This window comes from Pseudomonas sp. Nvir, assembly GCF_963778085.1.
GTDB classification, from domain to species: domain Bacteria; phylum Pseudomonadota; class Gammaproteobacteria; order Pseudomonadales; family Pseudomonadaceae; genus Aquipseudomonas; species Aquipseudomonas juntendi.
Genome location: NZ_OY970405.1, coordinates 1,267,678 through 1,291,929, shown reverse-complemented (window position 1 = coordinate 1,291,929; position 24,252 = coordinate 1,267,678). Strand labels below are relative to the sequence as shown.

Below are 24,252 nucleotides of genomic sequence, written 5' to 3'. Positions count from 1 at the left end.
ATGTTCACTCACTTATGCAACAGCTCAGCCGCAGCTGGGCAGGTTCTTTTCCTGACGCTTGGCTTCGCCCCACAGGGCGTCCAGCTCGTCAAGGTTACACGCTTCAATAGGGCGACCGCTGTCGCGCAATGCCTGTTCGATAAAGCGGAAACGCCGCTCGAACTTGCGATTGGCGCGGCGCAGGGCATGTTCCGGATCTTGCTTGAGGTGGCGCGCCAGGTTCACGGCCGCGAACAGCAGGTCACCGACCTCATCTTCGAGCGCATCGGCATCGCCATCGGCCATGGCCTGTAGCACTTCGTCCAGTTCCTCACGGACCTTGTCCAGCACCGGCAGCGCTGCAGGCCAGTCGAAGCCGACCGTGGCCGCACGCTTTTGCAGTTTGGCCGCCCGCGACAGCGCCGGCAAGGTCGTGGGTACGTCGTCGAGCAGGGACAACTGCTCAGGCAGGCTTTTTTCCGCCCGTTCCTGGGCCTTGATTTCTTCCCAGCGCGACTTGACCTGGGCCTCGCTCAAGCGGGGGGTGTCCAGCGGCGCATACAGCTCACCCGTGGGGAACACATGCGGGTGGCGCCGAATGAGCTTGCGGGTGATGCTGTCGACCACGCCATCGAACTCGAAACGCCCCTCCTCCCTGGCCAGCTGGCTGTAGTAGACCACCTGGAACAGCAAGTCGCCCAGCTCACCCTGCAGGTGCTCGAAGTCACCGCGCTCGATGGTGTCGGCGACTTCGTAGGCCTCTTCGAGGGTATGCGGGACGATGCTCGCGTAGTTCTGCTGCAGGTCCCATGGGCAACCGTATTGCGGGTCGCGCAGGCGGGCCATGAGGTGCAGCAGGTCTTCGAGGGTGTAGGTCATTCAGGCAGGTCCTTCGGTGGTGGCTTCTTCGCAGGCTTGCCCGCTGCCACAGGGTGGATGCAGGTTTCGAAAACTGCACCGTACCTGTGGGAGCGGGCAAGCCCGCGAAGCAGGCGCCGCGGTCTCAAGGAGTACGGTTACGCCGCGTCTCGATGATGTTCGGCAACTGCGAGATGCGCCCCAACAACCGCCCCAGCGCGTCCAGGCCTGGAATTTCGATGGTCAGCGACATCAGCGCGGTGTTGTCTTCCTTGTTCGAGCGGGTGTTCACCGCCAGCACGTTGATCTTCTCGTTCAGCAGCACTTGCGACACATCGCGCAGCAACCCCGGGCGGTCGTAGGCACGGATGACGATGTCGACCGGGTAGGTCTGCACCGGTATCGGCCCCCAGCTCACCTGGATCATGCGCTCCGGTTCCTTGCCTGCCAGTTGCAGCACCGAGGCGCAATCTTGGCGGTGAATGCTCACGCCACGGCCTTGCGTGATGTAACCGACGATGGCATCGCCCGGCAGTGGCTGGCAGCAGCCGGCCATCTGCGTCAGCAGGTTGCCAACGCCCTGGATCTGGATGTCGCCACGCTTGCCGGATCGCGGCCCGGCAGGCTTGCGCGGCACCAGTTCGATCTGCTCGATGCGCTCGGGCTCCAGCAACTGCTGGGCAGCGTTGACCAGGTGCGCCAGGCGCAGGTCGCCAGCACCGAGCGAAGCGAACATGTCTTCGGCGGTCTTGACGTTGGTTTTCTCCGCCAGGCGCTCGAAGTCCACCTGCGGCAGGCCCAGGCGGCTGAGCTCCCGTTCGAGCAAGGTCTTGCCGGCGGCCACGTTCTGGTCGCGCGCCTGCAGCTTGAACCAGTGCACGATCTTGGCCCGGGCCCGCGACGTGGTGACATAGCCCAGGTTGGAGTTCAACCAGTCACGGCTCGGGTTGCCGTGCTTGCTGGTGATGATCTCGACCTGCTCGCCCGTCTGCAGGCTGTAGTTCAGCGGCACGATCCGGCCGTTGATCTTGGCGCCGCGGCAGTTGTGGCCGATTTCGGTGTGCACGCGGTAGGCGAAGTCCAGCGGTGTCGCACCCTTGGGCAGGTCGATGGCATGCCCGTCCGGGGTGAACACATAAACCCGGTCCGGCTCGATGTCGACCCGCAGTTGCTCGGCCAGGCCACCGATGTCGCCCAGCTCTTCGTGCCATTCCAGCACCTGGCGCAGCCAGGAGATCTTTTCTTCGTAGTGGTTGGAGCTTGGCTTGACGTCGGTGCCTTTGTAGCGCCAGTGGGCGCACACGCCAAGCTCGGCTTCCTCGTGCATGCCGTGGGTACGGATCTGCACTTCCAGCACCTTGCCCTCAGGCCCGATTACCGCCGTGTGCAACGAGCGATAGCCGTTCTCCTTGGGGTTGGCGATGTAGTCGTCGAACTCTTTGGGGATGTGCCGCCACAAGGTGTGGACGATGCCCAGTGCGGTATAGCAGTCGCGAATTTCCGGCACCAGCACACGCACTGCGCGCACATCGTAGATCTGGCTGAATTCCAGGCCTTTGCGCTTCATCTTGCGCCAGATCGAATAAATGTGTTTTGCCCGGCCGCTGATGTCGGCTTTCACCCCGGTGGCCAGCAGTTCGTTCTGCAACTGGTTCATCACGTCGCTGATGAACCGCTCGCGGTCCAGCCGGCGCTCGTGCAGCAACTTGGCGATCTGTTTGTACTGCTCGGGCTCCAGGTAGCGGAAGGACAAGTCCTCCAGCTCCCACTTGATATGGCCGATACCCAGGCGGTGCGCCAACGGCGCATAGATGTCGAACACCTCACGCGCGACGCGCAGGCGTTTCTCATCGTCGGCCGCCTTGACCGCACGGATGGCGCAGGTCCGCTCGGCCAGCTTGATCAGCGCCACGCGTACGTCATCGACCATGGCCACAAGCATCTTGCGCAGGTTTTCGACCTGCGCCTGCGAGCCCAGTACCAGCGACTGCCGCGGGCTGAGGCTGGCGCTGATGGCGGCCATGCGCAGCACGCCGTCGATCAGCTTCGAGACCACCGGCCCAAAGCGCTGGCTGACCTCGGCCAGCGTGACCTTCCCCTCGCGCACCGAACGGTAGATGACCGCGGCCACCAGCGAATCCTGGTCGAGCTTGAGGTCGGCGAGAATTTCGGCAATTTCCAGCCCTGCCTGAAAGCTGGACGTGCCGTCCGCCCAGGAATGCTTGGCGGGGTTGCCCTTTTTTTCGACCTCGTGAGCAAACTCGCAGGCCTCTTTCAGCGCTGCGCGATCCAGTGCCGAATCGACACTTACCACATGATCCAGCCATGCATCGAGATTGATACTGCCGTCCGTGTTGACCGGCTGGTGCACTCTCACCTGTACCATCTTGTTTTACCTTTCCATACAGCGCTGCACTCACGGCGGCGCTGGCGATCACCGTACAGCCACCCTTCCGTGGCGGCCGCACCAAGGGGCCAGTCAGCTAGCCCGCTTCGAATAACGCCATGGCCTCGACATGCGCCGTTTGAGGAAACATGTCGAGAATCCCGGCCCGTGTTAACCGGTACCCCTGGCCGGCCAGCACCTGGGCGTCTCGCGCCAGTGTGGCCGGGTTGCACGATACATAGACCAGCCTGCTGGCCTTGAGGCGGGCGATGCCTTGCACCACCTCGTAAGCACCGTCGCGCGGTGGGTCCAAGAGTACCGCAGAAAAGCCCTCGGCGGCCCATCCGGTGCCGGCCAATGGCTGCGATAAATCGGCCTGAAAAAACCGTGCGTTATGCACATTGTTGTTTCTGGCATTGGCCGCGGCCCGATCGACCATGGCTTGCACACCTTCCACTGCCACCACTTCACGCGCCTGGCGTGCCAGCGGCAGGGCGAAGTTGCCCAGGCCGCAGAACAGGTCGAGCACCCGCTCATCGGCCTGCGGCGCAAGCCAGGCCAGCGCCTGCTCGATCATCGCCGTATTGACCTGGGCGTTGACCTGCACGAAGTCGCCAGGGCGCCAGGCCAGCTCAAGCTGCCACGGCGCCAGGGCAAAGCCCAATGGCGCCGCAGGTTCGACGGGCGCCGGTTCACCTTCGCCTTGCAGCCATAACTGCGCGTTGGCCTGCTCGCAGAACGCCTGCAACCGGGCCAGGTCCTGCGCCGGCAATGGCGCCACATGGCGCACCAGCAGCGCTTGCGCAGAGCCGCTGAACAGCTCCACATGGCCCAGGGCCTGCGGTTTTTCCAGCGAACGCAGCACGGTCGGCAGGTGGCGCAGAATCGACTGCAAGGGCTGTACCAGCACCGGGCAATCGTCGATGGCGATGATGTCCTGGCTGGCTTCGGCACGGAAGCCGACGTGCAGCTCACGCGCCTTGACGTCCCAGCGCACTGCCACGCGAGCACGGCGCCGGTAGCCGAACGCCGGCCCGCTGAGCGGTGGCGCCCAGGCGTCGGGCTGCACACCGGCCACCCGTTGCAGTTGTTCGGCCAAGGTCCGCTGCTTCAGCGCCAGTTGCGCCTCGTGCGGCAGGTGCTGCAGGGTGCAGCCACCACAGCGGCTGTAGTGCCGACAGGGCGCTTCACGGCGCTCGGGGCTGGCCTGCAGCACACGCTCCAGGCGGGCCTCGACCACCTTGCCGCGTGCATTGAGCACCCGCGCTTCCACGGCCTCACCGGCCAGGGCGCCACTGACGAACCAGGTACGCCCTTCATGGAAGGCAATGCCACGGCCGTCGCCGGCCAGCCGCTCGATGTCCAGGCGCTGCTTCTTGCCCACGGGGACCTGGGGGCTGCGGCTACCGCCGGCCGGCTGGAAGCGCAGGCCGCTGTTGGTTTTTTTCTTGGTCATTTAGCTGGGATCGAACAGGCCGGTGGACAGGTAACGGTCACCGCGGTCGCAAATGATCGCCACCATTACTGCATGCTCCACTTCACGGGACAGGCGCAGCATGGCGGCAACCGCACCACCGGAAGACACGCCGCAGAAAATGCCCTCTTCGCGGGCAAGGCGGCGGGTGGTGTCTTCGGCTTCCTGCTGCGACATGTCGACCACACGGTCTACGCGCGTGGCGTCGAAGATCTTCGGCAGGTACTCCTGCGGCCAACGGCGGATACCCGGGATGGCCGAACCTTCCATCGGTTGCAGGCCGATGATCTGCACCGCCGGGTTTTGCTCCTTGAGGTACTGCGAGCAGCCCATGATGGTGCCGGTGGTCCCCATGGAGCTGACGAAATGGGTGACGCTGCCCTGTGTCTGCTGCCAGATTTCCGGGCCGGTGCTGTTGTAGTGGGCAACCGGGTTGTCACCGTTGGCGAACTGGTCCAGCACCAGGCCGCGGCCTTCACGCTGTAGCTTCTCGGCCAGGTCGCGGGCACCTTCCATGCCCTCTTCCTTGGTCACCAGAATCAGCTCGGCGCCGTAGGCGGTCATGGCCGCCTTGCGCTCAGCGGTGGAGTTGTCCGGCATGATCAGGATCATCTTGTAGCCCTTGATCGCCGCTGCCATCGCCAAGGCGATGCCGGTATTGCCGGAGGTGGCTTCGATCAGGGTGTCACCGGGCTTGATCTGGCCACGCAACTCGGCGCGGGTGATCATCGACAGGGCCGGGCGGTCCTTCACCGAGCCGGCGGGATTGTTACCTTCGAGCTTGAGCAGGAGGGTATTGCTGGTTTGGCCAGCAATGCGCTGCAGGCGAACCAGTGGCGTATTGCCGACGCAATCGGCGATGGTTGGGTACTGCAAGGTCATGGTGTATTTCACAATCCGGACGGCAGGGGCGCCTATCATACCGGCAAACCCTTCCCGGCCATATCACGCAATCTGTAGTGGATATAGCTACAGGCTATATGACGGGGGCTGCTGCACCGGCAACCTCATGCACAGGCGTAACCCGCGCTTGCCGTTCTGCGCCCACAGCATGCCACCCTGGCGCTGGATGGCGCTGCGGGCAATGCTCAGCCCCAGGCCAAAGCCACCCACGCCGGGCCGCGAACCGTCCAGGCGCAAGAACGGCGCGAAAATCCGCTCCAGCTCATCGTCGCCCACGCCACCGCCCTCGTCTTCCAGCCACAGGCACCAGTAGCCACCTTCACGTTGCCCACCCAAGCGCACGACACCGTCGGCCGGCGAATACCGAATGGCATTGCGCAGCAGGTTCTCCAGCGCCTGGGCCAAGTGGTTGAGGTTACCCTGCACCCAGCAACCGTCTGGTACTTCGCAACGTAACCGCGTGGGCGCCCAGCCACTTTCATAGCAGGCATTCTCGGCCAGCAGGTCCCACAAGGCCTGAACCTCGATCGGCTCCAGGTTCATCGGCGCACGCTCGGCGTCCTGCCAGGCCAGTTGCAGGGTTGCCTCGACCAGTTGCTGCATGCCGTCCAGTTCCCGGCCGAGGCGCTCGCGCAGGCGTTGCAGATCGGTTTCCCCGTCGCAAGCCACGCGCAAACGGCTCAGGGGGGTGCGCATTTCATGGGACAAGTCGCGCAGCAGCTGTTGTTGCAGGGTGACAGTGCCCTGTAGCCGCTCGGCCATCTGGTCGAAGGCGCGGGCCAGTTCCCCCAGCTCGTCGTGCCGGGCGGTGAGGCGCGAATCAAGGCGAGCCGAAAGCTGGTCGGCACGCCAGGCCCGGGCCTGCTCGCGCAGTTGGTTCAACGGCACGATCAGCATGCGGTACAGGCCCACGCACAGCAGCAAGGTGAACAGGCCCGGGATGATGCCGTTGGTGATGATGCGCCACAGCACGCGGTGCTGGTCCGGGTTGAAGCGCTTGGGCAGTTCGATCACCAGCATGCCCTGCTCGGGCGCACCGGGGAACGGGATGCGTAGCCACGGCTGCTCGACGCTGCGCCGGCTCATCGGCCAGTCGACCCCACGCAGGCGGGTCAGCCGCTGCATGATCTGCGGGTTGAGGGCCGCGCTGTCGAGCGGTTTCAGGTTGATATCGAGCACACCCACCCAGCCATGTTCACGCTGGTGCATCGCCGCCACCCACTGGTCCAGCCCGGCCCGACCACCGCTGCGCCAGGCCTGCTCGGCCTCGCTGGCATAGCCGCGCAAGGTCTGGCGCGCCGGCTCCGACAAGAAGGCGTTCTGCAGCTCCATGCGCTGGCCCCAGGTGTAGCTGAGGCCGATCATCAGCAGGCAGAAGCCGACCAGCAGGATGGCCAGTTTCCAGAACAGCGAATGGCGGTCGAGCATGCTATTGCGCCTCACCCACGCCGAACACGTAGCCCTTGCCCCATACGGTGCGGATCTGCAACCCCTGATAACCGATGCCCTTGAGCTTGCGGCGGATCTGGCTGACATGCATGTCCAGGCTGCGGTCGTGCCTCGAATAGCCACGTTGCAACACCTGCTGGTACAGGAACGCCTTGCTCAGCACTTCCTCCTGGTTGCGGTAAAGGGTGTCGAGCAGGCGAAACTCGCTGGGGGTCAGCCCGGCCAGACGGCCATCAAGGCGCACATCGCACAGGCCCTCGTCGAAGTGCAGCGCGCCCGCCTCTGCCGGCGGCTGCGGCGCCTGGTAGCGGCGTTCGAGCGCTACACGGCGCAGGATCGCTTCAATGCGCACTTGCAGCTCAGCCATGCTGAAGGGTTTGGGCAGGTAGTCGTCGGCCCCGCGCTGAAAGCCGCTGATGCGGTCTGCCTCGGCGCCCAGCGCCGACATCAGAATCACCGGCGTGGTACTGCGCTGGCGTAACTGGGCCAGCGCATCCAGACCATTCAACCCAGGCAGCAGAATATCCATGAGCACCACGTCGAAGACCTGGCGGCCTGCCGTTTCCAGGCCCTCCAGGCCACTGCGGCACCAGGTGACGTGGAAGCCACCGCGCTGCAGCTCTTCATGCAGGTAGGCGCCCAGCACCGGGTCGTCCTCAATGGCGAGGACACTGGAGTTGTGAATAGCTACAGGACTCATTGGCAACTGCCATGCATTCTCAATTACGCGATTATTGTGTATGTGCGCCCTGCCAGGCAACCGCGATACGACCCGTGCTGCAGGATCGGCGCAAAACACCGACTAAACAGATGCAATGGCGTGCTAGGCAGAGTAACGTCGCGTCTTGGCCGTCACCCACTGACGGTGGCCAGGCACATCACAGGAGGCGAGTGTGCTCGATCGTTTGGGAATCCGCAGCCGGGTTCTGCTGCTGGCACTGTTACCGGCAGGCCTGATGGCGCTGGTGCTGGGCAGTTATTTCACCTGGCTGCAACAAAACGACCTGCGCACCCAGTTACTGCAGCGCGGCAAGATGATCGCCGAACAGCTGGCGCCGCTGGCCGCCCCGGCCATGGCCCGGTTGGCGCCTGCGCAGCTGGAGCGCATCGCCGCGCAAACCCTGGAGCAGAGCGACGTGCGCTCGGTTGCCTTCCTGGCGCCGGACCGCACGCGCCTGGCCCATGCCGGGCCGAGCATGCTCAACCAGCCACCCAGCGGCGGCACCGGCACCCAGTTGCTGCAGCGCAGCGGCAATGACGCCACCCGCTACCTGATGCCCGTGTTCGGCCACCACCGGGACCTGGCCACCGAGGCCGTGCCTGCCGAAGCCGAGCGGCTGCTGGGCTGGGTCGAGATCGAGCTGTCCCACGATGGCACCCTGCTGCGCGGCTACCGCAACCTGTTCACCAGCCTGCTGCTGATCCTCGCCTGCCTGGTGCTCAGCGGCCTGCTGGCATTGCGCATGAGCCGCTCGATCAACGACCCCATCGAACGTATCAAGCACGCGGTCAACCAGCTCAAGGACGGCCACCTCGAAGAGCGCCTGCCGACCATGGGCAGCCATGAGCTGGACGAACTGGCGCGCGGCATCAACCGCATGGCCGAAACCCTGCACAACGCCCATGAAGAACTGCAGCACAGCATCGACCAGGCGACCGAGGACGTGCGCCAGAACCTGGAAACCATCGAAATCCAGAACATCGAGCTGGACATGGCGCGCAAGGAGGCACTGGAGGCCAGCCGCATCAAGTCGGAGTTCCTGGCCAACATGAGCCATGAGATCCGCACCCCGCTCAACGGCATTCTCGGCTTTACCCACCTGCTGCAGAAAAGCGAGATGACCCCGCGCCAGCTGGACTACCTGAGCACCATCGAAAAGTCTGCCGACAACCTGCTGGGCATCATCAACGAAATTCTCGATTTCTCCAAGATCGAGGCCGGCAAGCTGGTGCTGGACAGCATCCCGTTCAACCTGCGCGACCTGATCCAGGACACCCTGACCATTCTGGCCCCGGCCGCCCATGCCAAGCAGCTGGAACTGCTCAGCCTGGTCTACCGCGACACGCCCACGTCGCTGGTCGGTGACCCGCTGCGGCTCAAGCAAATCCTCACCAACCTGGTCAGCAACGCCATCAAGTTCACCCGCGAGGGCACCATTGTCGTGCGCGCCATGCTCGACGATGAGCATGAGGATCATGCCCAACTGCGCATCAGCGTGCAGGATACCGGCATCGGCCTGTCACCGCAGGACGTGCGTACACTGTTCCAGGATTTCAGCCAGGCCGATAACTCGCTGGCCCGGCAGCCAGGTGGTACCGGCCTGGGCCTGGTGATTTCCAAGCGCCTGATCGAGCAGATGGGTGGCGAAATCGGCGTCGACAGCACCCCGGGCGAGGGCTCGCAGTTCTGGATCAGCCTGAACCTGCCCAAGGCGCACGACGATATCGAGGAACTACCGCTGCAAGCGCTGCTGGGTCGCCGTGCCGCCATCGTCGATAACCATGAACTGGCCCGGCAGGCCCTGGAGCACCAACTGCAAGACTGTGGCCTGAGTGTCAGCCTGTTCGCCACCTACGACCAGTTGCTGCAAGCCGTGCAGGCCGCCAGCCAGGCCGGGCAGCCATTCGAGCTGGCGGTGCTGGGCGCCAACCTGGGCAACCTGTCGCCAGAACAACTGGGCCGCTACCATCAACAGCTCGAACGCTACCATTGCCAGTGCGTGGTGCTGTGCCCGACCACCGAGCAGGCGCTGTACCACCCCTTCCTGCCCAACGGCCATGGCCAGTTGCTGTCCAAGCCTACCTGCACGCGCAAATTGCGCCGGCTGCTGCTGGAGCTGGTCCAGCCCCGCCGCCTGCAGGGCGAAGTGAACAGCCGCAACGGCCCGCGGCGGCCGAAAATACTGTGTGTCGACGACAACCCTGCGAATTTGCTGCTGGTGCAGACGCTGCTCGAGGACCTGGGTGCCGAAGTACTGGCGGTCGACAATGGCTATGCGGCACTGCAGGCCGTGCAGCAGGAACCCTTCGACCTGGTACTGATGGATGTGCAGATGCCCGGCATGGACGGCCGCGCCTGTACCGAACAGATTCGCCGCTGGGAAAACACCCAAAGTGGCAACCCATTGCCGATCGTCGCCCTCACCGCCCATGCCATGGCCAACGAGAAACGCGCATTGCTGCACGGCGGCATGGATGACTACCTGACCAAGCCGATCAGTGAACGGCAACTGGCACAGGTGGTGATGAAATGGACCGGTCTCAGCCTGGGCACGCCGCAGCAGGCGCCGGCTGAACCCACCGGCAACGGCGATGAACTCAAGGTGCTCGACCCGCAAGAAGGTTTACGCCTGGCAGCCGGAAAAGCGGACCTTGCCGCCGATATGCTGAACATGCTGCTGGCCTCGCTGGAGGCCGACCGCGAAGCCATCCGCGCCGCGCGCCTGGCCAATGACCATGAGGGCCTGATCGAACAGGTACACCGCCTGAACGGGGCTTCACGCTATTGCGGCGTGCCGCAGTTGCGCGCGGCGTGCCAGCGCAGTGAAACCTTGCTCAAGCAGGAAAGCCCGCAGGCCCAGCAGGCACTGGATGAACTGGATGCGGCGATCAGCCGCCTGGCAGCCCAGGCGCGGTCGAGCGCTTGAGCTCACTGCCAACAGCTACCCCGGACACGCCCGACAGAGGAACCCTGACCATGCGCGCGCTAGTGTTCAGCAGCCAGCATTACGACCAGGAAAGCTTCACCCGAGCCGCCAGCGGTAACCCCCTGGACCTGCATTTCCAGCCTGCCCGCCTGAGCCTCGACACCGCAGCGCTGGCCGACGGCTACGAGGTTGTCTGCGCCTTCATCAATGACGAACTGGACGCCCCGGTACTGCAGCGCCTGGCCGACGGCGGTACGCGCCTGATCGCCCTGCGTTCGGCCGGCTACAACCACGTCGACCTGGCCGCTGCGCAACGCCTGGGCCTGGCCGTGGTGCGCGTACCCGCCTACTCACCGCACGCGGTGGCGGAGCACGCCGTGGCGCTGATCCTGGCGCTCAACCGGCGCCTGCACCGGGCCTACAACCGCACCCGTGAAGGGGACTTTACCCTGCATGGCCTGACCGGCTTCGACCTGCATGGCAAAACGGTCGGGGTCGTGGGTACCGGCCAGATCGGCGCAGCCTTCGCCCGCATCATGGCCGGTTTCGGCTGCCAGTTGCTGGCCTACGACCCCTACCCCAACCCGGAACTGCTGGCCCTCGGCGCGCGCTACCTGCCACTGCCCGAACTGCTACGCGAAGCGCGCATCATCAGCCTGCACTGCCCGTTGACCGAACACACCCGGCACCTGATCAACGCCCGGAGCCTGGCCGAAGTCCAGCATGGCGCCATGCTGATCAACACCGGCCGCGGCGCACTGGTCGACACCCCGGCACTGATCGACGCGCTGAAAAGCGGCCAGCTCGGCTACCTGGGGCTGGATGTCTATGAAGAGGAAGCCCAACTGTTCTTCGAGGACCGCTCCGACCAGCCGCTGCAAGACGATGTGCTGGCACGCCTGCTGACCTTTCCCAATGTCATCATCACCGCACATCAGGCGTTCCTGACCCGCGAGGCGCTGGCTGCGATCGCCACTACCACGCTGGACAACATCAACTGCTGGGCGGCAGGCAATCCACAGAATCTGGTCATGGGTTAATGCTAGGATACGCGGCATTTCTGGAGGACCCATGGTCGAGCACGATTTCCGCTATACCCTTTTCAACCCGCAACACACCCTGATCGAGTGCCGCGCCCTGGTGCCAGGCCGCTATCAGGTCACTGGCAACGGCGGTTCGATGCACAAAGGCGATACCCTGCTGGTGACCCTCAAAGGCAGCAAGGACCTGGCCATGCGCCTGACCGTGGAGAGCGTGCGCCACCTGATCAACCCGCGCGGCCAGTGGGTTGCCGTGGCCAGTGGCCCGGTGTTCAACGCGCTGGAAATCCTCAACTGGAAGGTTGAGTGCGACAACTGTGACGCCGCCCTGGACTTCGAGTTCGCCGTAGACGCCAAGCTGGGCAAGCAAGCCCGCCAGCCTGCTGCCAGCGCACGTATCGCCGAGCTGGGCTGGGCCAGCCGTGGCGACAAGCATGTGTGCCCGCGTTGCCAGGAGAGCGCCGAGTGAAGAATCTGCTGACCGGCGCGCTGATTGCCACCGGCCTGCTCGGCTGCGCTGCGCAACCTTCGAAGTTGCAGCAGGAGCGCAGCTATGTGCTGGAGTGGATTGGTGAGCGCCCGTTGATCGACTACAGCCACTTGACCCTGACCTTGGCCAGTGATGGCCGTGCCTATGGCAATGCCGGGTGCAACCACTGGTTTGCGCCCTACACGCTTGACGGCGAGCACCTGAGCTTCGGCAAGGTCGGCAAGACCCGCAAGCTGTGTGCGCCGGCGCTGATGGAGCAGGAAAAACGCTTCCTGCAGGCGCTGGAAACGGTGCAGCGCTGGGATGTGTCGCCCATCGAGCAACTGCGCTTCTGGCCGGCCGAGGGCAAGCCGCTGCGCTTCTGGCCTGAAGAAGGCTGAGCGCAGCTGCAAGCTTCAAGCTTCAAGCTTCAAGAAAAAGCAGATCCTAGCACCGGCCTGCTTTTCTTGTAGCTTGTAGCTTGCAGCTTGCAGCTTGTCACCCCTGCTTCAGGGCCTTGATCCTGGCCTGCAGCCCTTCGAGGGTCTGTTCGCCCAGCAACTGCTCACGCACCTTGCCCTTGTCATCGATGATGTAGGTTACTGGCAGCGCCTCGCTGCGCGGCAGGTCATAGCGCTCGGCCGGGTCCTGGGCCAGTACGGTGAACCCGATGCCCAGGGTTTCGGCGGCCTGCTTCAGGTCCTGGCCCTGCAAACCATCGAAATTCACCCCCACCACCTTGATACCCTCGGCCGCCCATTGCTTGGCCGCGGTATTGAGTTCCGGGATTTCAGTGCGGCACGGGCCGCACCATTCCGCCCAGTAATTGAGCACCAGCCAGTGCCCGTCGATCTGTTCGGCCTTAACCGTATTGCCGTGCTGGTCTACGCCATAATCGGCACCGCAACCACCGAGCATCAGGCTCGCGGTGATGGCCAGTACTGCTGCCAGACGCCTTGCCATGGGTCAATCCTTCTCGAGTTTTAAAGCAAACTGGTCAGTCGCTGCGGTTAGAATAGCCGCCACAACCAGCTGGATGCGACCCCACATGACTGACCTCACGCTCTATCATAACCCGCGCTGCTCAAAATCCCGCGGCGCGCTGGAACTGCTCGAAGCCCGTGGCCTAACCCCGGTCATCGTGCGCTACCTCGAGACCCCGCCAGACGCCGCCACGCTCAAGACCTTGCTCGGCAAGCTGGGCCTGGCCCCACGGCAGCTGCTGCGCACGGGTGAGGATGAATACAAGGCATTGAACCTGGCCGACCCTGCACTGACCGACGCACAGCTGATCGAGGCCATGGTCCAGCACCCCAAGCTGATCGAGCGGCCGATCCTGGTTGCCGGTGACAAGGCGGTGATCGGTCGCCCACCAGAGAAAGTGCTGGAGATCCTGCCGTGAGCCAACCCTACATCCTGGTGCTTTACTACAGCCGCCATGGTGCCACCAGCGAAATGGCCAGGCACATGGCCCGCGGCATCGAGCTGGCCGGCATGGAAGCGCGCCTGCGCACGGTGCCGGCGATTTCCACCGAATGCGAAGCCGTGGCCCCGGACATTCCGGCCAGCGGCGCGCTGTACGCCACCCTCGACGACCTGCGCCACTGCGCCGGCCTGGTGCTGGGTAGCCCGACCCGCTTCGGCAACATGGCGGCGCCGCTCAAGTACTTCCTCGATGGCACCAGCAGTCTGTGGCTGGGCGGTGAACTGGTAGGCAAGCCCGCCGGTGTGTTCACGTCTACCGCCAGCCTGCACGGTGGCCAGGAAACCACGCTGCTGTCGATGATGCTGCCGCTGATGCACCACGGCATGCTGGTAATGGGCCTGCCCTACAGCGAATCGGCACTGCTGGAAACCCGCGGTGGTGGCACCCCTTATGGCGCCAGCCACCATGCCGGGGCAGACGGCAAGCGTGAACTCGACCCGCACGAGATCGCCCTGTGCCGCGCCCTTGGCCAACGCCTGGCGAGCACCGCCAAGGCCCTGGAGGCCGCGCGTGGCTAGGAAGCCCAAGGTGTTGCCGCCGCTGGCTTGGCTGGCACCGCGCTTGCGCCTGACGCGGGCGCTTAGCCTGGCGTTTTTCTTTGGCCTGATTGCCCTGCTGGTGGTGAACAACCTGTGGTTCGCCAACCTGCATGGGGCTCGGGTCGAGGTGATCCTGGCGATCGAACTGGTGCCGCTGCTATTGCTGCTGCCGGGCATGCTGCTGGGCAGCGCCCGGGCGCATGCCTGGACCTGCTTCGTGGTGAATATCTACTTCATCAAGGGCGTGCTGGCAGCCTTCGACCCGGCCCGGGCGGTGTTTGGCTGGGTTGAAGTGCTGGTCAGCCTGGGGCTGTTCATTGCCGGGCTGCTGTATGTGCGCTGGAAGTTCCAGCATGAGCGGCGCATGGCCGGCGAAGGCAGTTGAGTCAAGGGGCTGCCTTGCAGCCCAATCGCCGGCAAGCCAGCACAGGTCTGCACATGGCTTGAGGCTGATGCGGTCGAGGTGGGAGATTCTATGGTTCCTGGCAAGGGTAGCCGCTGCATCTTCAGTGCCTGTGAGATTGAGCGCCGCCCGCGCGGCGCATCGCGAGCTGCGCTCGCTCCTACGTTTGTTTCGGGCCAGTAACCCCTGTGCCAGGTGCGCGCGACCGCCTTGTTCGTACGACGCGATTTTGAGGCATGCGCCAAGGCGTTCGCGCGCAAATCCCACAGGAATAATTGGCCCGAAACAAACGTAGGAGCGAGCGCAGCTCGCGATGCGCCGCGCGGGCGGCGCTCGCTCTAACAGGCGCTGCATACCTTGTGGCAAACACCTGTCAGCCCTGATGCGATCCCCGTGGGAGCTGGCTTGCCGGCGATTGGGCCGCACAGCGGCCCCGGCATGCTCAATGGTTGACGGTATGCGCCAGCATCACCGACAACTGGCACAGCGGCCGCCCGCTTTCGGCGTGCCACTGGTTGAACACCTGCTGCACCAGCGCCAGGTCGCGCTGGCTGGTCGGCTGCTTGTCGATCACTTTTTGGGCAATCAGCGCCGCCGCCATGTCCTCGGTCGGGACAAAGGTGTCCTTGCCAACCATGCGCAAGAACCGTGGCGCCGACAAACCGCCGAGCTGGTTGCCATGCTTGGCCAGGTACTTCCACAGCCCGACAATGTCGGTCACCGGCCAGTCGGCAACGAACGCGCCAAAACTGCCATGCACCTTGGCGATGTCCAGCACCATCTGTGCATTGCGTGGCACGCTCTTGAGTTTGCCCAAGTGGCGGATGATGCGCTGATCCTGCATCAGCCGCTCCAGGTGTTCGGCGCCCATCAACACCACTTTTTCCGGGTCGAAGCCGAAAAACACCTGCTCGAAGGCCGGCCACTTGGCATCCACCAGGCTGTGCTTGAGGCCAGCGCGAAATACACGCAGGGCCAAGGTCGACAAGTAGCGGTCGTCGCTGATCTGGCGCAGTTGCGCCGGCGTGCGCGGCTGCGGCAGGAAGGCTTCCAGCGCCTGGGCAGAGCCGAAGCGGTTCAGGCAGTACTCATGCAGCCACTGATAATCGCGCATAGGCCTAGATGTTCACCACGTCCAGGAAGCGCGGCGCCGCGTTTTCATCGATCTTCAGGCTGGTGAAGTCGAACAGGTTGCGGTCGGCCAGCTGCGACGGCGCCACGTTCTGCAATGCACGGAAAATGCTCTCGGTACGGCCCGGGTGCTTGCGCTCCCACTCCACCAGCATGTCCTTGACCACCTGGCGCTGCAGGTTTTCCTGCGAGCCGCACAGGTTGCACGGGATGATCGGGAAGGCCTTCATGTCCGAGTAGGCCTGGATATCCTTCTCGCTGCAGTAGGCCAACGGGCGGATCACCACGTTGCGGCCATCGTCGGCACGCAGCTTCGGCGGCATGCCCTTGAGCGCGCCGTTGAAGAACATGTTGAGGAAGAAGGTTTCGACGATGTCGTCGCGGTGGTGCCCCAGCGCCATCTTGGTCGCACCGATTTCGTCGGCGAAGGTGTACAGCGTGCCACGGCGCAGGCGCGAGCACAGCGAACAGGTGGTCTTGCCCTCGGGCACCAGCTCCTTGACCACCGAGTAGGTGTCCTTCTCGACGATGTGGTACTCGACCCCCAGCGCCTTCAGGTACGCCGGCAGCACGTGCTCGGGGAACCCTGGTTGCTTCTGGTCCATGTTCACCGCAACGATCTCGAAGGTGATCGGCGCCACCTTCTGCAGGTGCAACAGAACATCGAGCATGGTGTAGCTGTCCTTGCCGCCGGACAGGCAGACCATGACCTTGTCGCCATCCTCGATCATGTTGTAGTCGGTGATGGCTTCGCCGGCGAGACGACGCAGGCGTTTTTGCAGTTTGTTCTGGTTGACCGAGAGGGTGCCCATAGCGCTTGAATCCGCGAGGTGTGACAAAAGGCGGCTATTTTACGCACAAACGCGCCCGCGCTGTAGGCATTCCGACAAAGACTTCAATGTAATCAACAGGGCGAGCGACAGCGCAATTTGCTCTAAAAAGCGCGGTTTGTGCGGGTAACCGCTTCCTATACTGCGACATAAGGCCACATTACCGCTTGCTTCGGTGTTCGGCCTCGGGCCGCTTGCGCTCCATTTGGGGGCGTTTGGCAACATTGAGAGGAGTGACGGCATGATTCATCACGTTGTGGGGCTGTTTACCCATCCCGACCAGGAATGGCGGGAAATCCGTGGCGAAGAAGAATCCATCAGCCACATGTACCTGACGCACACCCTGATCCTTGCGGCGATTCCCGCAGTGTCCGCGTTCATCGGCACCACCCAGGTCGGCTGGGTGATCGGCGACCGGCCGGCCGTGATGCTGACCATGGAGAGTGCCCTGTGGATGAGCATCATGTCCTACCTGGCGATGCTGGCCGGGGTAGCGGTAATGGGCGCGTTCATCCACTGGATGGCCCGCACCTACGATGCCAACCCATCCATGGCCCAGTGCATAGCGTTCGCCACCTATACGGCCACCCCATTGTTCATCGGCGGCCTGGCGGCGCTGTACCCGCACTTGTGGCTGGGCATGCTGATCGGCACTGCGGCGGTCTGTTACACGGTGTACCTGCTGTACGTCGGCTTGCCGACCTTCATGAACATACCCGCTGACGAAGGCTTCCTGTTCTCCAGCTCGGTGCTGGCGGTGGGCCTGGTAGTGCTGGTGGCGATCATGGCCGCCACGGTGATCATCTGGGGACTGGGCGTGGGGCCGGTCTACACCAACTAGAACAGACTCGACCAACACCGGGGCATCAACCAGGGGCCGCCGCAAGGCGGCCCTTGGCTGAGCGCTGACCGGTGGCTCGGCACATGGCCCGAGGTTGCGGCATAATGATCGGGTCAGGAGAACCACCCCGCCATGCCCGAGCTGCTCAAGCAACGCGTCGAAACCTGTTACCAGCAAGCCGAAACCTTCTTCAAACGCCAGTTCCCGCGCCCGGAAATCAGCTTCAAGCTGCGCGGGCAAAAAGCCGGCGTCGCCCACCTGCACGAGAACCTGCTGCGTTTCAACCTGCAGTTGTACCGTGACAATCAGGAGGACTTTCTGCGCCAGACGGTCGCGCACGAAGTGGCGCACCTGGTGGCCCACCAATTGTTCGGTGACCGCATCCAGGCCCATGGCGAGGAATGGCAACTGATCATGCGCGGCGTATACGAACTGCCGCCAAACCGCTGCCATAACTACGAGGTGCAACGGCGCGTGGTGACCCGTTACATCTACCGCTGCCCTTGCCCGCAGAGTGACTTCCCGTTTACCGCCCAGCGGCACAAGCTGGTACGCCAGGGCCGCCGTTACCTGTGCAAGCGTTGTCGGGAGATTCTGGTGTACAGCGGCGAGACCCGGGTTGAATAGGCCGGAACAGCCAATGGATAAATGCCTGTCAGTTAAGTAATTTGGGGCCGCTTTGCGACCCTTCGCGGGCACGCCCGCTCCTACAGGGAATCGCGCTTTTCTTGCGTTCAGCGCCAAACCTGTGGGAGCGGGCGTGCCCGCGAAGGGCTGCAAAGCAGCCCCAGTAACGCTTAACTGACAGGCATTAACCCGAGGGTCGCCTTCTTCGTACCTACCTGCGCCTTATTTCTCGACGAAGGCACGCTCGATCAGGTAGTCGCCCGGCTCGCGCATGCGCGGGGAGATCTTCAGGCCGAAGCTGTCCAGCACTTCGCTGGTCTCGTCGAGCATGCTCGGGCTACCGCAGATCATCGCACGGTCGTCCTGCGGGTTGATCGGCGGCAGGCCGATGTCGCTGAACAGCTTGCCGCTGCGCATCAGGTCGGTCAGGCGGCCCTGGTTCTCGAACGGCTCGCGAGTCACGGTCGGGTAGTAGATCAGTTTTTCGCGCACCGCCTCACCGAAGAACTCGTTCTGTGGGAGGTGCTCGGTGATGAATTCGCGGTAGGCCACTTCGTTCACGTAACGCACGCCGTGCACCAGGATCACTTTTTCGAAGCGCTCGTAGGTTTCCGGGTCCTGGATGACGCTCATGAACGGCGCCAGGCCAGTGCCGGTGCTCAGCAGGTACAGGTGCTTGCCTGGGTTCAGGTCGTCCAGTACCAGCGTGCCGGTAGGCTTCTTGCTGATGATGATCTCATCGCCTTCCTTCAGGTGCTGCAACTGCGAAGTCAGCGGGCCGTCCGGCACCTTGATGCTGAAGAACTCCAGGTGCTCTTCCCAGTTCGGCGAGGCGATGGAGTAGGCACGCATGAGCGGGCGGCCGCTTTCCTGCTGCAGGCCGATCATCACGAACTGACCGTTCTCGAAGCGCAGCCCCGGGTCGCGGGTGCACTTGAAGCTGAACAGGGTGTCGTTCCAGTGGTGCACACTGAGGACACGTTCGTGGTTCATGTTGCTCATCGATGGGGCTCCTGAAGAAAAACGCAGCGCGTGCAGCACGCACAGTTGCGCGATAGTTTAGGGGCAGCGACAATATCTGTTAACTGGATTATCAAGATATGTGTTATCGGTTATATCGATATGCGATTTACACTTCGTCAACTGCAAGTCTTCGTCGCGGTAGCCCAGCACCAGAGTGTCTCTCGCGCCGCTAGCCTGCTGGCCTTGTCGCAATCGGCCGCCAGCACCTCCATCACCGAACTGGAGCGGCAATCGAGTTGCCAACTGTTCGACCGCGCCGGCAAACGCCTGGCCCTCAACGCCCTCGGCCACCAGTTGTTGCCGCAGGCGGTCGCGCTGCTCGACCAGGCCAAGGAAATCGAAGACCTGCTCAATGGCAAGTCCGGTTTCGGCTCACTGGCGGTCGGCGCCACGCTCACCATTGGCAACTACCTGGCCACCCTGTTGATCGGCAGCTACATGCAGACCCACCCTGAGAGCCAGGTAAAGCTGCATGTCCAGAACACCGTGCATATCGTGCAGCAGGTTGCTCATTACGAAATTGATCTGGGTCTGATCGAAGGTGACTGCAACCACCCCGACCTGGAGGTCCAGCCTTGGGTGGAGGACGAACTGGTGGTGTTCTGCGCGCCCCAGCACCCGCTGGCCAAGCTGGGCCGTGCCGATATCGACAGCCTTTCGCAGGAAGCGTGGATCCTGCGCGAACAAGGCTCGGGGACGCGCCTGACCTTCGACCAGGCCATGCGCCACCACCGCGCCAACCTCAACATCCGCCTGGAACTGGAGCACACCGAGGCGATCAAGCGTGCAGTGGAATCGGGGTTGGGTATCGGCTGCATTTCACGCCTGGCCCTGCGGGACGCCTTTCGCCGTGGCAGCCTGGTACCGGTGGAAACCCCGGAGCTGGACCTGATGCGCCAGTTCTACTTCATCTGGCACAAGCAGAAGTACCAGACCTCGGCCATGCGCGAATTTCTGGAGCTCTGCCGCAACTTCACAGCGGGCTTCACCCGCAGCGACGAAATCGTGTTGCCGCCGATCGCTTAAAGCAGGATCACCCCCCACACCAGCGCCACCATGCTCAGCGCCACCAGCTGTGCGGCGCTGCCCATGTCCTTGGCGTTTTTCGACAGCGGGTGGCGCTCCAGCGAAATGCGATCGATAGCGGCCTCGATCGCAGAGTTGAACAGCTCGACAATCAACCCCAGCAGGCACACGGCGATCATGATCGCCCGCTCTGCACGGCTGACCGGCAGCCAGAACGCCACCGGGATCAGCAGCACGTTGAGCAGCACCAGTTGGCGGAATGCCGCCTCGCCCTTGAAGGCCGCGCGCAGGCCGTCCAGCGAATAGCCAGCGGCGTTGAAGATACGTTTGAGGCCGGTCTGGCCCTTGAATGGCGATGTCATGTGAGTCATTTCACAACAGAAGGCCGGCAGGCTAGACCGGCTCAGGTCAAAAAAGCGTGAAGCCGCACGCGTCAGTGGCTGGCAACTGATTCAAGTTGTTGCAACAGCAGCGCAGCCTGGGTGCGGGTGCGCACCCCCAGTTTACGGAAAATCGCCGTGACGTGGGCCTTGATGGTGGCTTCCGAGACATTCAGCTCGTAGGCAATCTGCTTGTTCAGCAGGCCTTCGCAGACCATGGTCAGTACCCGGAACTGCTGCGGGGTGAGGCTGGCCAGGCCTTCACTGGCGGCCTTGGCCTCGGCCGAAACATCGACCTTCTCGAACGCCTGCGGCGGCCACCAGACTTCGCCGTCGAGCACTTTGCGCACCGCATCCTGGATCACTTCCAGCGGGCTGGACTTGGGAATGAAGCCACTGGCGCCAAACTCGCGGGACTTGACCACCACGGCGGCCTCCTCCTGCGCCGAAACCATCACCACGGGAATTTGCGGGTATTGCCCGCGCAGCAGCACCAGCCCGGAAAAACCGTAGGCACCCGGCATGTTCAGGTCGAGGAGCACGAGGTCCCAGTCGGCTTTTTCGCTCAACCGCACCTCCAGCTCGGCAATGCTCGCGACCTCGACCAGGCGAACGTCCGGGCCAAGGCCGAGGGTAACGGCCTGGCGCAGGGCGCCGCGAAACAGCGGGTGGTCATCGGCAATCAGGATTTCGTAAGTGGCCATCGATCTAAGGATCCTGTTCTGTCCCGGGCACTGGGGGTTGCCAAGTGCCCGACGGGGAATCGGCGCCAAGGATGCCGAGCACGGTCAAGGGTGGTCAAGCCAACCGCCTTGCCGCCTCGCCCACCCTGGCTGCCAGCCCCGTCATTATGAACCAAAGCCGGGTGGGTGCCCCTTGGACTATAGGAAGGTATGCAAACGCTGATGGGTCTCGTCCTGCTCGTCCAGCGGCAGGCGCCGCTTGCCACTGAGGTAATGCAGGCTGAATACATCCAGGTAGGCATCCAGTGCCTGCGACGCCAGGCTATCGCCGGCCAGCTCCAGGCACATGGCTGCAACTTCTGCGGTGCAGAAGTGATCATCGCGCTTGGAACGGCGCAGGCGGTAGCGTGACATCTGTTCGGCCTGCAAGCTCAACACCGGGAACCGGTCCAGGTAGGGGCTTTTGCGGAACATCTTGCGCGCCTCGGTCCAGGTGGCATCCAGCAGGATGAACAGCGGGCGCTTGCCCGGCTCACGCACCACCTCGCTGACCACCCGCTGCGGGGCGACGAACTCACCTGGGAAAACGATGTAGGGCTGCCAGTGCGGGTCGTCGAGCAGGGCCAGCAGGCGCTCGTCAACCGAGGTGCGCAACCAACCGAACGCCGAGGTATCTTCGATCAGGTCGGCAATCAGCCAGCCGGTATTGGTGGGTTTCAGTGGCTCGGTGTCGTGCATCAGCAGGCACATGCCGGCGTCGGCCTGCACGCGGGGCTTCCAGGCGCACAGGCAATGGCTGGCAATGACCCGGCAATCCGGGCAACGCTCGGCCCGCGACCCTCGGGCAATAAAAGGCTTGTTGCTGCGGGCCAGGCGCTCGGCACGCAGGCGCGCTACCGCATGGCTCATGCCGGCAGGCCTGTGGAAAGATGGGAAATGGGCACAAGGATGGCTCTGGGAAAACAAGGGCACCAGTTTACCAGAATCCTTATAATCGAGCTTTCCCGTACCCTTGGGCTACCGCCAGCCCAGGGTTGACGGAACGCCGTCGACCCGCGCATGTCAAAGCGCCAGTCATCGAACCAGGAGATACCCATGCTGCGCCTTATCGCCCCCGCCCTGAGCCTGATGCTTGCCCTGCCCCTGGCAGCCCAGGCGGCTTCCAAACAGGACTACGACCTGAACAAGATGCTGGAAAAGGTCGCCAAAGAGAGCAGCGTCGGCACCCCACGTGCCATCAATGAAGACATCCTCGACCAGGGTTACACCGTGGAAGGCAAGGCGCTGGTCAACCACCTCAGCGTGCGCCAGAGCCACGCCGAGCGCATGCAGGCCAACCCTGCACAGGTGCGCAGCCAATTGGGCGACAGCGTGTGCCGCAACAACGGCTTCCGCAACCTGATGTCCAAGGGCGCGGTGATGGTTTACCGGTTCACCGTCTACAAAACCAATCAGCCGATCATGGACCAGGCCTTCGACAATGCCAGCTGCGTTGCCGGCAACAAGAAGAAGTAAACGCCGCGCCCAGGCTACACCTGGTTTTCCTCCCGTGCGCGCCAGTGCCCCTCGGCAGCTTCGGCGCGCATCTCGGCCAATAGCGCCTGCACGTAGCGCGACTGGCATTCCAGGCCTGCGAGCCGGCGCTGGCACTCGGCCTCCAGGCTTAGGTGATGTACCTGGGCGGCACGTTCCAATTGCTGGTAGAGCTGCAGGTCCACTTCGATGACCAAGCGATGCATACCGCCACCTCCCGCATCGATACGTTTCGCTTTACCAGTTAACCAAACCCCTGCCGCCATTGGCCACGTGCCGACGGGTGGCGCTGGCAATCCCCCCGGCACGATCGGCCGCCACGGTCTAGATTGAGGTTTAGAGGTATTGGTGCAGAAGGAGACGTTGCATGCCTTACCAATCGAACGAATCGCTGTTCAGCCACTTCCAGGACAACCATATCGACCTGAGCCACATCGACGCCCAATTGCAACTGGTTGCACCCGACAGCCCTAACCTGCCGCTGTACCGTGACATGATGCTGACCATCCTGCGCATGGCCCACGATGACAGTGACCGCTGGAGCGCCAAGATCACCCTGCAGGCCTTGCGCGAACTGGACCAGTCGTTCCGCACCCTGCAGCGCTACAAGGGCCGCCGCAAGGTCACCGTGTTCGGCTCGGCGCGTACGCCGCTGGAACACCCGATGTATGCACTGGCCCGTGAACTGGGCGCTACCCTGGCGCGCTCGGACCTGATGGTCATCACCGGCGCAGGCGGCGGCATCATGGCTGCAGCCCACGAAGGCGCCGGCAGCGCCCACAGCCTGGGCTTCAACATCACCCTGCCTTTTGAACAGCATGCCAACCCTACGGTGGACGGCACCGACAAGCTGCTGCCTTTCCACTTCTTCTTCATCCGCAAACTGTTCTTCGTCAAGGAGGCCGATGCCCTGGTGCTGTGCCCGGGCGGCTTCGGCACCCTCGATGAGGCGCTGGAAGTGCTGACCCTGATCCAGACCGGCAAAAGCCCGCTGGTCCCCGTGGTATTGCTGGACTCACCGGGCGGCAGCTTCTGGCGTGATTGCCTGGGCTTCATCAGCCGCCAACTGGAGGACAACCATTACATTCTGCCCAGCGACCTGAAGCTGGTGCGCCTGGTGCACAGTGCCGAGGAGGCGGTGGAGGAAATCAACCAGTTCTACCGCAACTATCACTCCAGCCGCTGGTTGAACAGCCAGTTCGTGATCCGCATGCATCACGCCCTGAGCGAGGCGGCGCTGTCTGACATCGAGGAAGGCTTTGCTGACCTGCGCCTGAGCGGCAAGTACCACCAGCAAGCAGACAGCAGCGCCGAACACGAGTTGGGGGACTACAGCCACCTGACCCGTTTGTCGTTCGCCTTCAATGGCCGAAACCAAGGGCGCCTGCGCGAACTGGTGGACTTTATCAACCTGCCGGAGAACTGGGCCAAGCCACAGCCCATGCATACCACGCAGCGGGCCAGGGAGGCGTTGAAGGCCAGCTGATCAGGCACTAGGGGCAGCGCGCTGGAGAGTACCGGCGTTGCCGATGTTCGCGGCTGAGG

General features: G+C 63.5%; 26 protein-coding genes. 12 read left to right on the top strand and 14 right to left on the bottom strand.

What is annotated here, in order from left to right:
- Positions 1 to 24 precede the first annotated feature (24 nt).
- The 6 genes from mazG to AACG97_RS06225 form a co-directional block, all read right to left on the bottom strand.
- Positions 25 to 858 (bottom strand): nucleoside triphosphate pyrophosphohydrolase, encoded by an 834-nt coding sequence (gene mazG, locus AACG97_RS06250; protein ID WP_009684293.1) that lies wholly within the window; start codon positions 856 to 858, stop codon positions 25 to 27.
- Between the two features lie 124 nt (positions 859 to 982).
- Positions 983 to 3,223 (bottom strand): GTP diphosphokinase, encoded by a 2,241-nt coding sequence (gene relA, locus AACG97_RS06245; protein ID WP_009684292.1) that lies wholly within the window; start codon positions 3,221 to 3,223, stop codon positions 983 to 985.
- Between the two features lie 97 nt (positions 3,224 to 3,320).
- A complete protein-coding gene (rlmD, locus tag AACG97_RS06240; protein WP_225785820.1) occupies positions 3,321 to 4,679 on the bottom strand; it encodes a 23S rRNA (uracil(1939)-C(5))-methyltransferase RlmD in 1,359 nt (452 codons plus the stop codon).
- On the bottom strand, positions 4,680 to 5,579 hold the full coding sequence (gene cysM / locus AACG97_RS06235; protein ID WP_033690658.1) for a cysteine synthase CysM: 900 nt from the start codon (positions 5,577 to 5,579) through the stop codon (positions 4,680 to 4,682).
- An 87-nt stretch (positions 5,580 to 5,666) separates the two neighbouring features.
- Positions 5,667 to 7,028 carry a sensor histidine kinase gene (locus tag AACG97_RS06230; protein ID WP_197886334.1) on the bottom strand — a complete coding sequence of 454 codons (1,362 nt, stop codon included), beginning with the start codon at positions 7,026 to 7,028 and terminating at the stop codon, positions 5,667 to 5,669.
- A gap of 1 nt (position 7,029) precedes the next feature.
- Entirely contained in the window at positions 7,030 to 7,749 is a 720-nt protein-coding gene (locus AACG97_RS06225) for a response regulator transcription factor (protein WP_054890450.1), read from the bottom strand.
- A gap of 193 nt (positions 7,750 to 7,942) precedes the next feature.
- Here AACG97_RS06225 and AACG97_RS06220 point away from each other — a divergent pair, with 193 nt between their 5' ends.
- Genes AACG97_RS06220 through AACG97_RS06205 form a run of 4 tightly spaced genes read left to right on the top strand, consistent with a single transcriptional unit; the run spans position 7,943 to position 12,606 of the window.
- Entirely contained in the window at positions 7,943 to 10,696 is a 2,754-nt protein-coding gene (locus AACG97_RS06220) for a response regulator (protein WP_232555044.1), read from the top strand.
- Positions 10,697 to 10,746: 50 nt separating this feature from the next.
- Positions 10,747 to 11,736 carry a 2-hydroxyacid dehydrogenase gene (locus AACG97_RS06215; protein WP_054890452.1) on the top strand — a complete coding sequence of 330 codons (990 nt, stop codon included), beginning with the start codon at positions 10,747 to 10,749 and terminating at the stop codon, positions 11,734 to 11,736.
- Positions 11,737 to 11,767: 31 nt separating this feature from the next.
- On the top strand, positions 11,768 to 12,205 hold the full coding sequence (locus AACG97_RS06210; RefSeq protein WP_115293504.1) for a hypothetical protein: 438 nt from the start codon (positions 11,768 to 11,770) through the stop codon (positions 12,203 to 12,205).
- On the top strand, positions 12,202 to 12,606 hold the full coding sequence (locus AACG97_RS06205; protein ID WP_054890454.1) for an META domain-containing protein: 405 nt from the start codon (positions 12,202 to 12,204) through the stop codon (positions 12,604 to 12,606). The genes AACG97_RS06210 and AACG97_RS06205 overlap by 4 nt, the downstream gene beginning before the upstream one ends.
- Positions 12,607 to 12,703: 97 nt before the next feature.
- On the opposite strand, the gene AACG97_RS06200 is transcribed toward AACG97_RS06205, so the two are convergent.
- Positions 12,704 to 13,168 (bottom strand): TlpA disulfide reductase family protein, encoded by a 465-nt coding sequence (locus AACG97_RS06200; protein WP_009684283.1) that lies wholly within the window; start codon positions 13,166 to 13,168, stop codon positions 12,704 to 12,706.
- 85 nt (positions 13,169 to 13,253) lie between these two features.
- Between AACG97_RS06200 and arsC the strand changes: the two genes are divergently transcribed.
- Genes arsC through AACG97_RS06185 form a run of 3 tightly spaced genes read left to right on the top strand, consistent with a single transcriptional unit; the run spans position 13,254 to position 14,615 of the window.
- The gene (gene arsC / locus AACG97_RS06195; RefSeq protein WP_009684282.1) at positions 13,254 to 13,607 is read left to right on the top strand and encodes an arsenate reductase (glutaredoxin); all 354 of its coding nucleotides are present in this window, start codon (positions 13,254 to 13,256) and stop codon (positions 13,605 to 13,607) included.
- Positions 13,604 to 14,209: an NAD(P)H:quinone oxidoreductase gene (wrbA, locus tag AACG97_RS06190; RefSeq protein ID WP_125855520.1), complete on the top strand. Its 606-nt coding sequence runs from the start codon at positions 13,604 to 13,606 to the stop codon at positions 14,207 to 14,209. The genes arsC and wrbA overlap by 4 nt, the downstream gene beginning before the upstream one ends.
- The gene (locus AACG97_RS06185; RefSeq protein ID WP_029887454.1) at positions 14,202 to 14,615 is read left to right on the top strand and encodes a DUF2069 domain-containing protein; all 414 of its coding nucleotides are present in this window, start codon (positions 14,202 to 14,204) and stop codon (positions 14,613 to 14,615) included. Before wrbA ends, AACG97_RS06185 begins: the two co-directional genes overlap by 8 nt.
- A gap of 460 nt (positions 14,616 to 15,075) precedes the next feature.
- Here AACG97_RS06185 and AACG97_RS06180 read toward each other — a convergent pair whose 3' ends face one another.
- On the bottom strand, positions 15,076 to 15,747 hold the full coding sequence (locus AACG97_RS06180; RefSeq protein WP_009686033.1) for a DNA-3-methyladenine glycosylase I: 672 nt from the start codon (positions 15,745 to 15,747) through the stop codon (positions 15,076 to 15,078).
- Positions 15,748 to 15,751: 4 nt separating this feature from the next.
- Positions 15,752 to 16,576 (bottom strand): tRNA 2-thiocytidine(32) synthetase TtcA, encoded by an 825-nt coding sequence (gene ttcA / locus AACG97_RS06175; protein WP_009686034.1) that lies wholly within the window; start codon positions 16,574 to 16,576, stop codon positions 15,752 to 15,754.
- A gap of 259 nt (positions 16,577 to 16,835) precedes the next feature.
- On the opposite strand from ttcA, the gene AACG97_RS06170 reads away from it, so the two are divergent.
- Together AACG97_RS06170 and AACG97_RS06165 are read left to right on the top strand one after the other, a co-directional pair.
- Positions 16,836 to 17,435: a Yip1 family protein gene (locus tag AACG97_RS06170; RefSeq protein WP_009686035.1), complete on the top strand. Its 600-nt coding sequence runs from the start codon at positions 16,836 to 16,838 to the stop codon at positions 17,433 to 17,435.
- Positions 17,436 to 17,567: 132 nt separating this feature from the next.
- Positions 17,568 to 18,062, top strand: a complete 495-nt coding sequence (locus AACG97_RS06165) for a SprT family zinc-dependent metalloprotease (protein ID WP_009686036.1) — start codon at positions 17,568 to 17,570, stop codon at positions 18,060 to 18,062.
- Positions 18,063 to 18,284: 222 nt separating this feature from the next.
- On the opposite strand, the gene fpr is transcribed toward AACG97_RS06165, so the two are convergent.
- On the bottom strand, positions 18,285 to 19,064 hold the full coding sequence (gene fpr / locus AACG97_RS06160) for a ferredoxin-NADP reductase (protein ID WP_054890398.1): 780 nt from the start codon (positions 19,062 to 19,064) through the stop codon (positions 18,285 to 18,287).
- A 120-nt stretch (positions 19,065 to 19,184) separates the two neighbouring features.
- Between fpr and finR the strand changes: the two genes are divergently transcribed.
- Complete coding sequence (gene finR, locus AACG97_RS06155; protein WP_054890399.1) at positions 19,185 to 20,111, top strand: LysR family transcriptional regulator FinR; 927 nt, start codon at positions 19,185 to 19,187, stop codon at positions 20,109 to 20,111.
- Here the strand turns inward: finR and AACG97_RS06150 are convergent.
- The 3 genes from AACG97_RS06150 to AACG97_RS06140 form a co-directional block, all read right to left on the bottom strand.
- Entirely contained in the window at positions 20,108 to 20,473 is a 366-nt protein-coding gene (locus AACG97_RS06150; protein WP_009686040.1) for a diacylglycerol kinase, read from the bottom strand. The two genes, finR and AACG97_RS06150, sit on opposite strands and share 4 nt — an antisense overlap.
- Before the next feature lie 71 nt (positions 20,474 to 20,544).
- Entirely contained in the window at positions 20,545 to 21,195 is a 651-nt protein-coding gene (gene erdR / locus AACG97_RS06145) for a response regulator transcription factor ErdR (RefSeq protein ID WP_009686041.1), read from the bottom strand.
- Between the two features lie 177 nt (positions 21,196 to 21,372).
- Entirely contained in the window at positions 21,373 to 22,083 is a 711-nt protein-coding gene (locus tag AACG97_RS06140) for a tRNA-uridine aminocarboxypropyltransferase (RefSeq protein ID WP_009686042.1), read from the bottom strand.
- 186 nt (positions 22,084 to 22,269) lie between these two features.
- On the opposite strand from AACG97_RS06140, the gene AACG97_RS06135 reads away from it, so the two are divergent.
- Positions 22,270 to 22,689 (top strand): quorum-sensing-regulated virulence factor family protein, encoded by a 420-nt coding sequence (locus tag AACG97_RS06135; RefSeq protein WP_009686043.1) that lies wholly within the window; start codon positions 22,270 to 22,272, stop codon positions 22,687 to 22,689.
- Between the two features lie 14 nt (positions 22,690 to 22,703).
- Here AACG97_RS06135 and AACG97_RS06130 read toward each other — a convergent pair whose 3' ends face one another.
- Entirely contained in the window at positions 22,704 to 22,913 is a 210-nt protein-coding gene (locus AACG97_RS06130) for a hypothetical protein (RefSeq protein ID WP_009686044.1), read from the bottom strand.
- Between the two features lie 161 nt (positions 22,914 to 23,074).
- Here AACG97_RS06130 and AACG97_RS06125 point away from each other — a divergent pair, with 161 nt between their 5' ends.
- The gene (locus tag AACG97_RS06125; protein ID WP_029887663.1) at positions 23,075 to 24,193 is read left to right on the top strand and encodes an LOG family protein; all 1,119 of its coding nucleotides are present in this window, start codon (positions 23,075 to 23,077) and stop codon (positions 24,191 to 24,193) included.
- Positions 24,194 to 24,252: the final 59 nt, after the last annotated feature.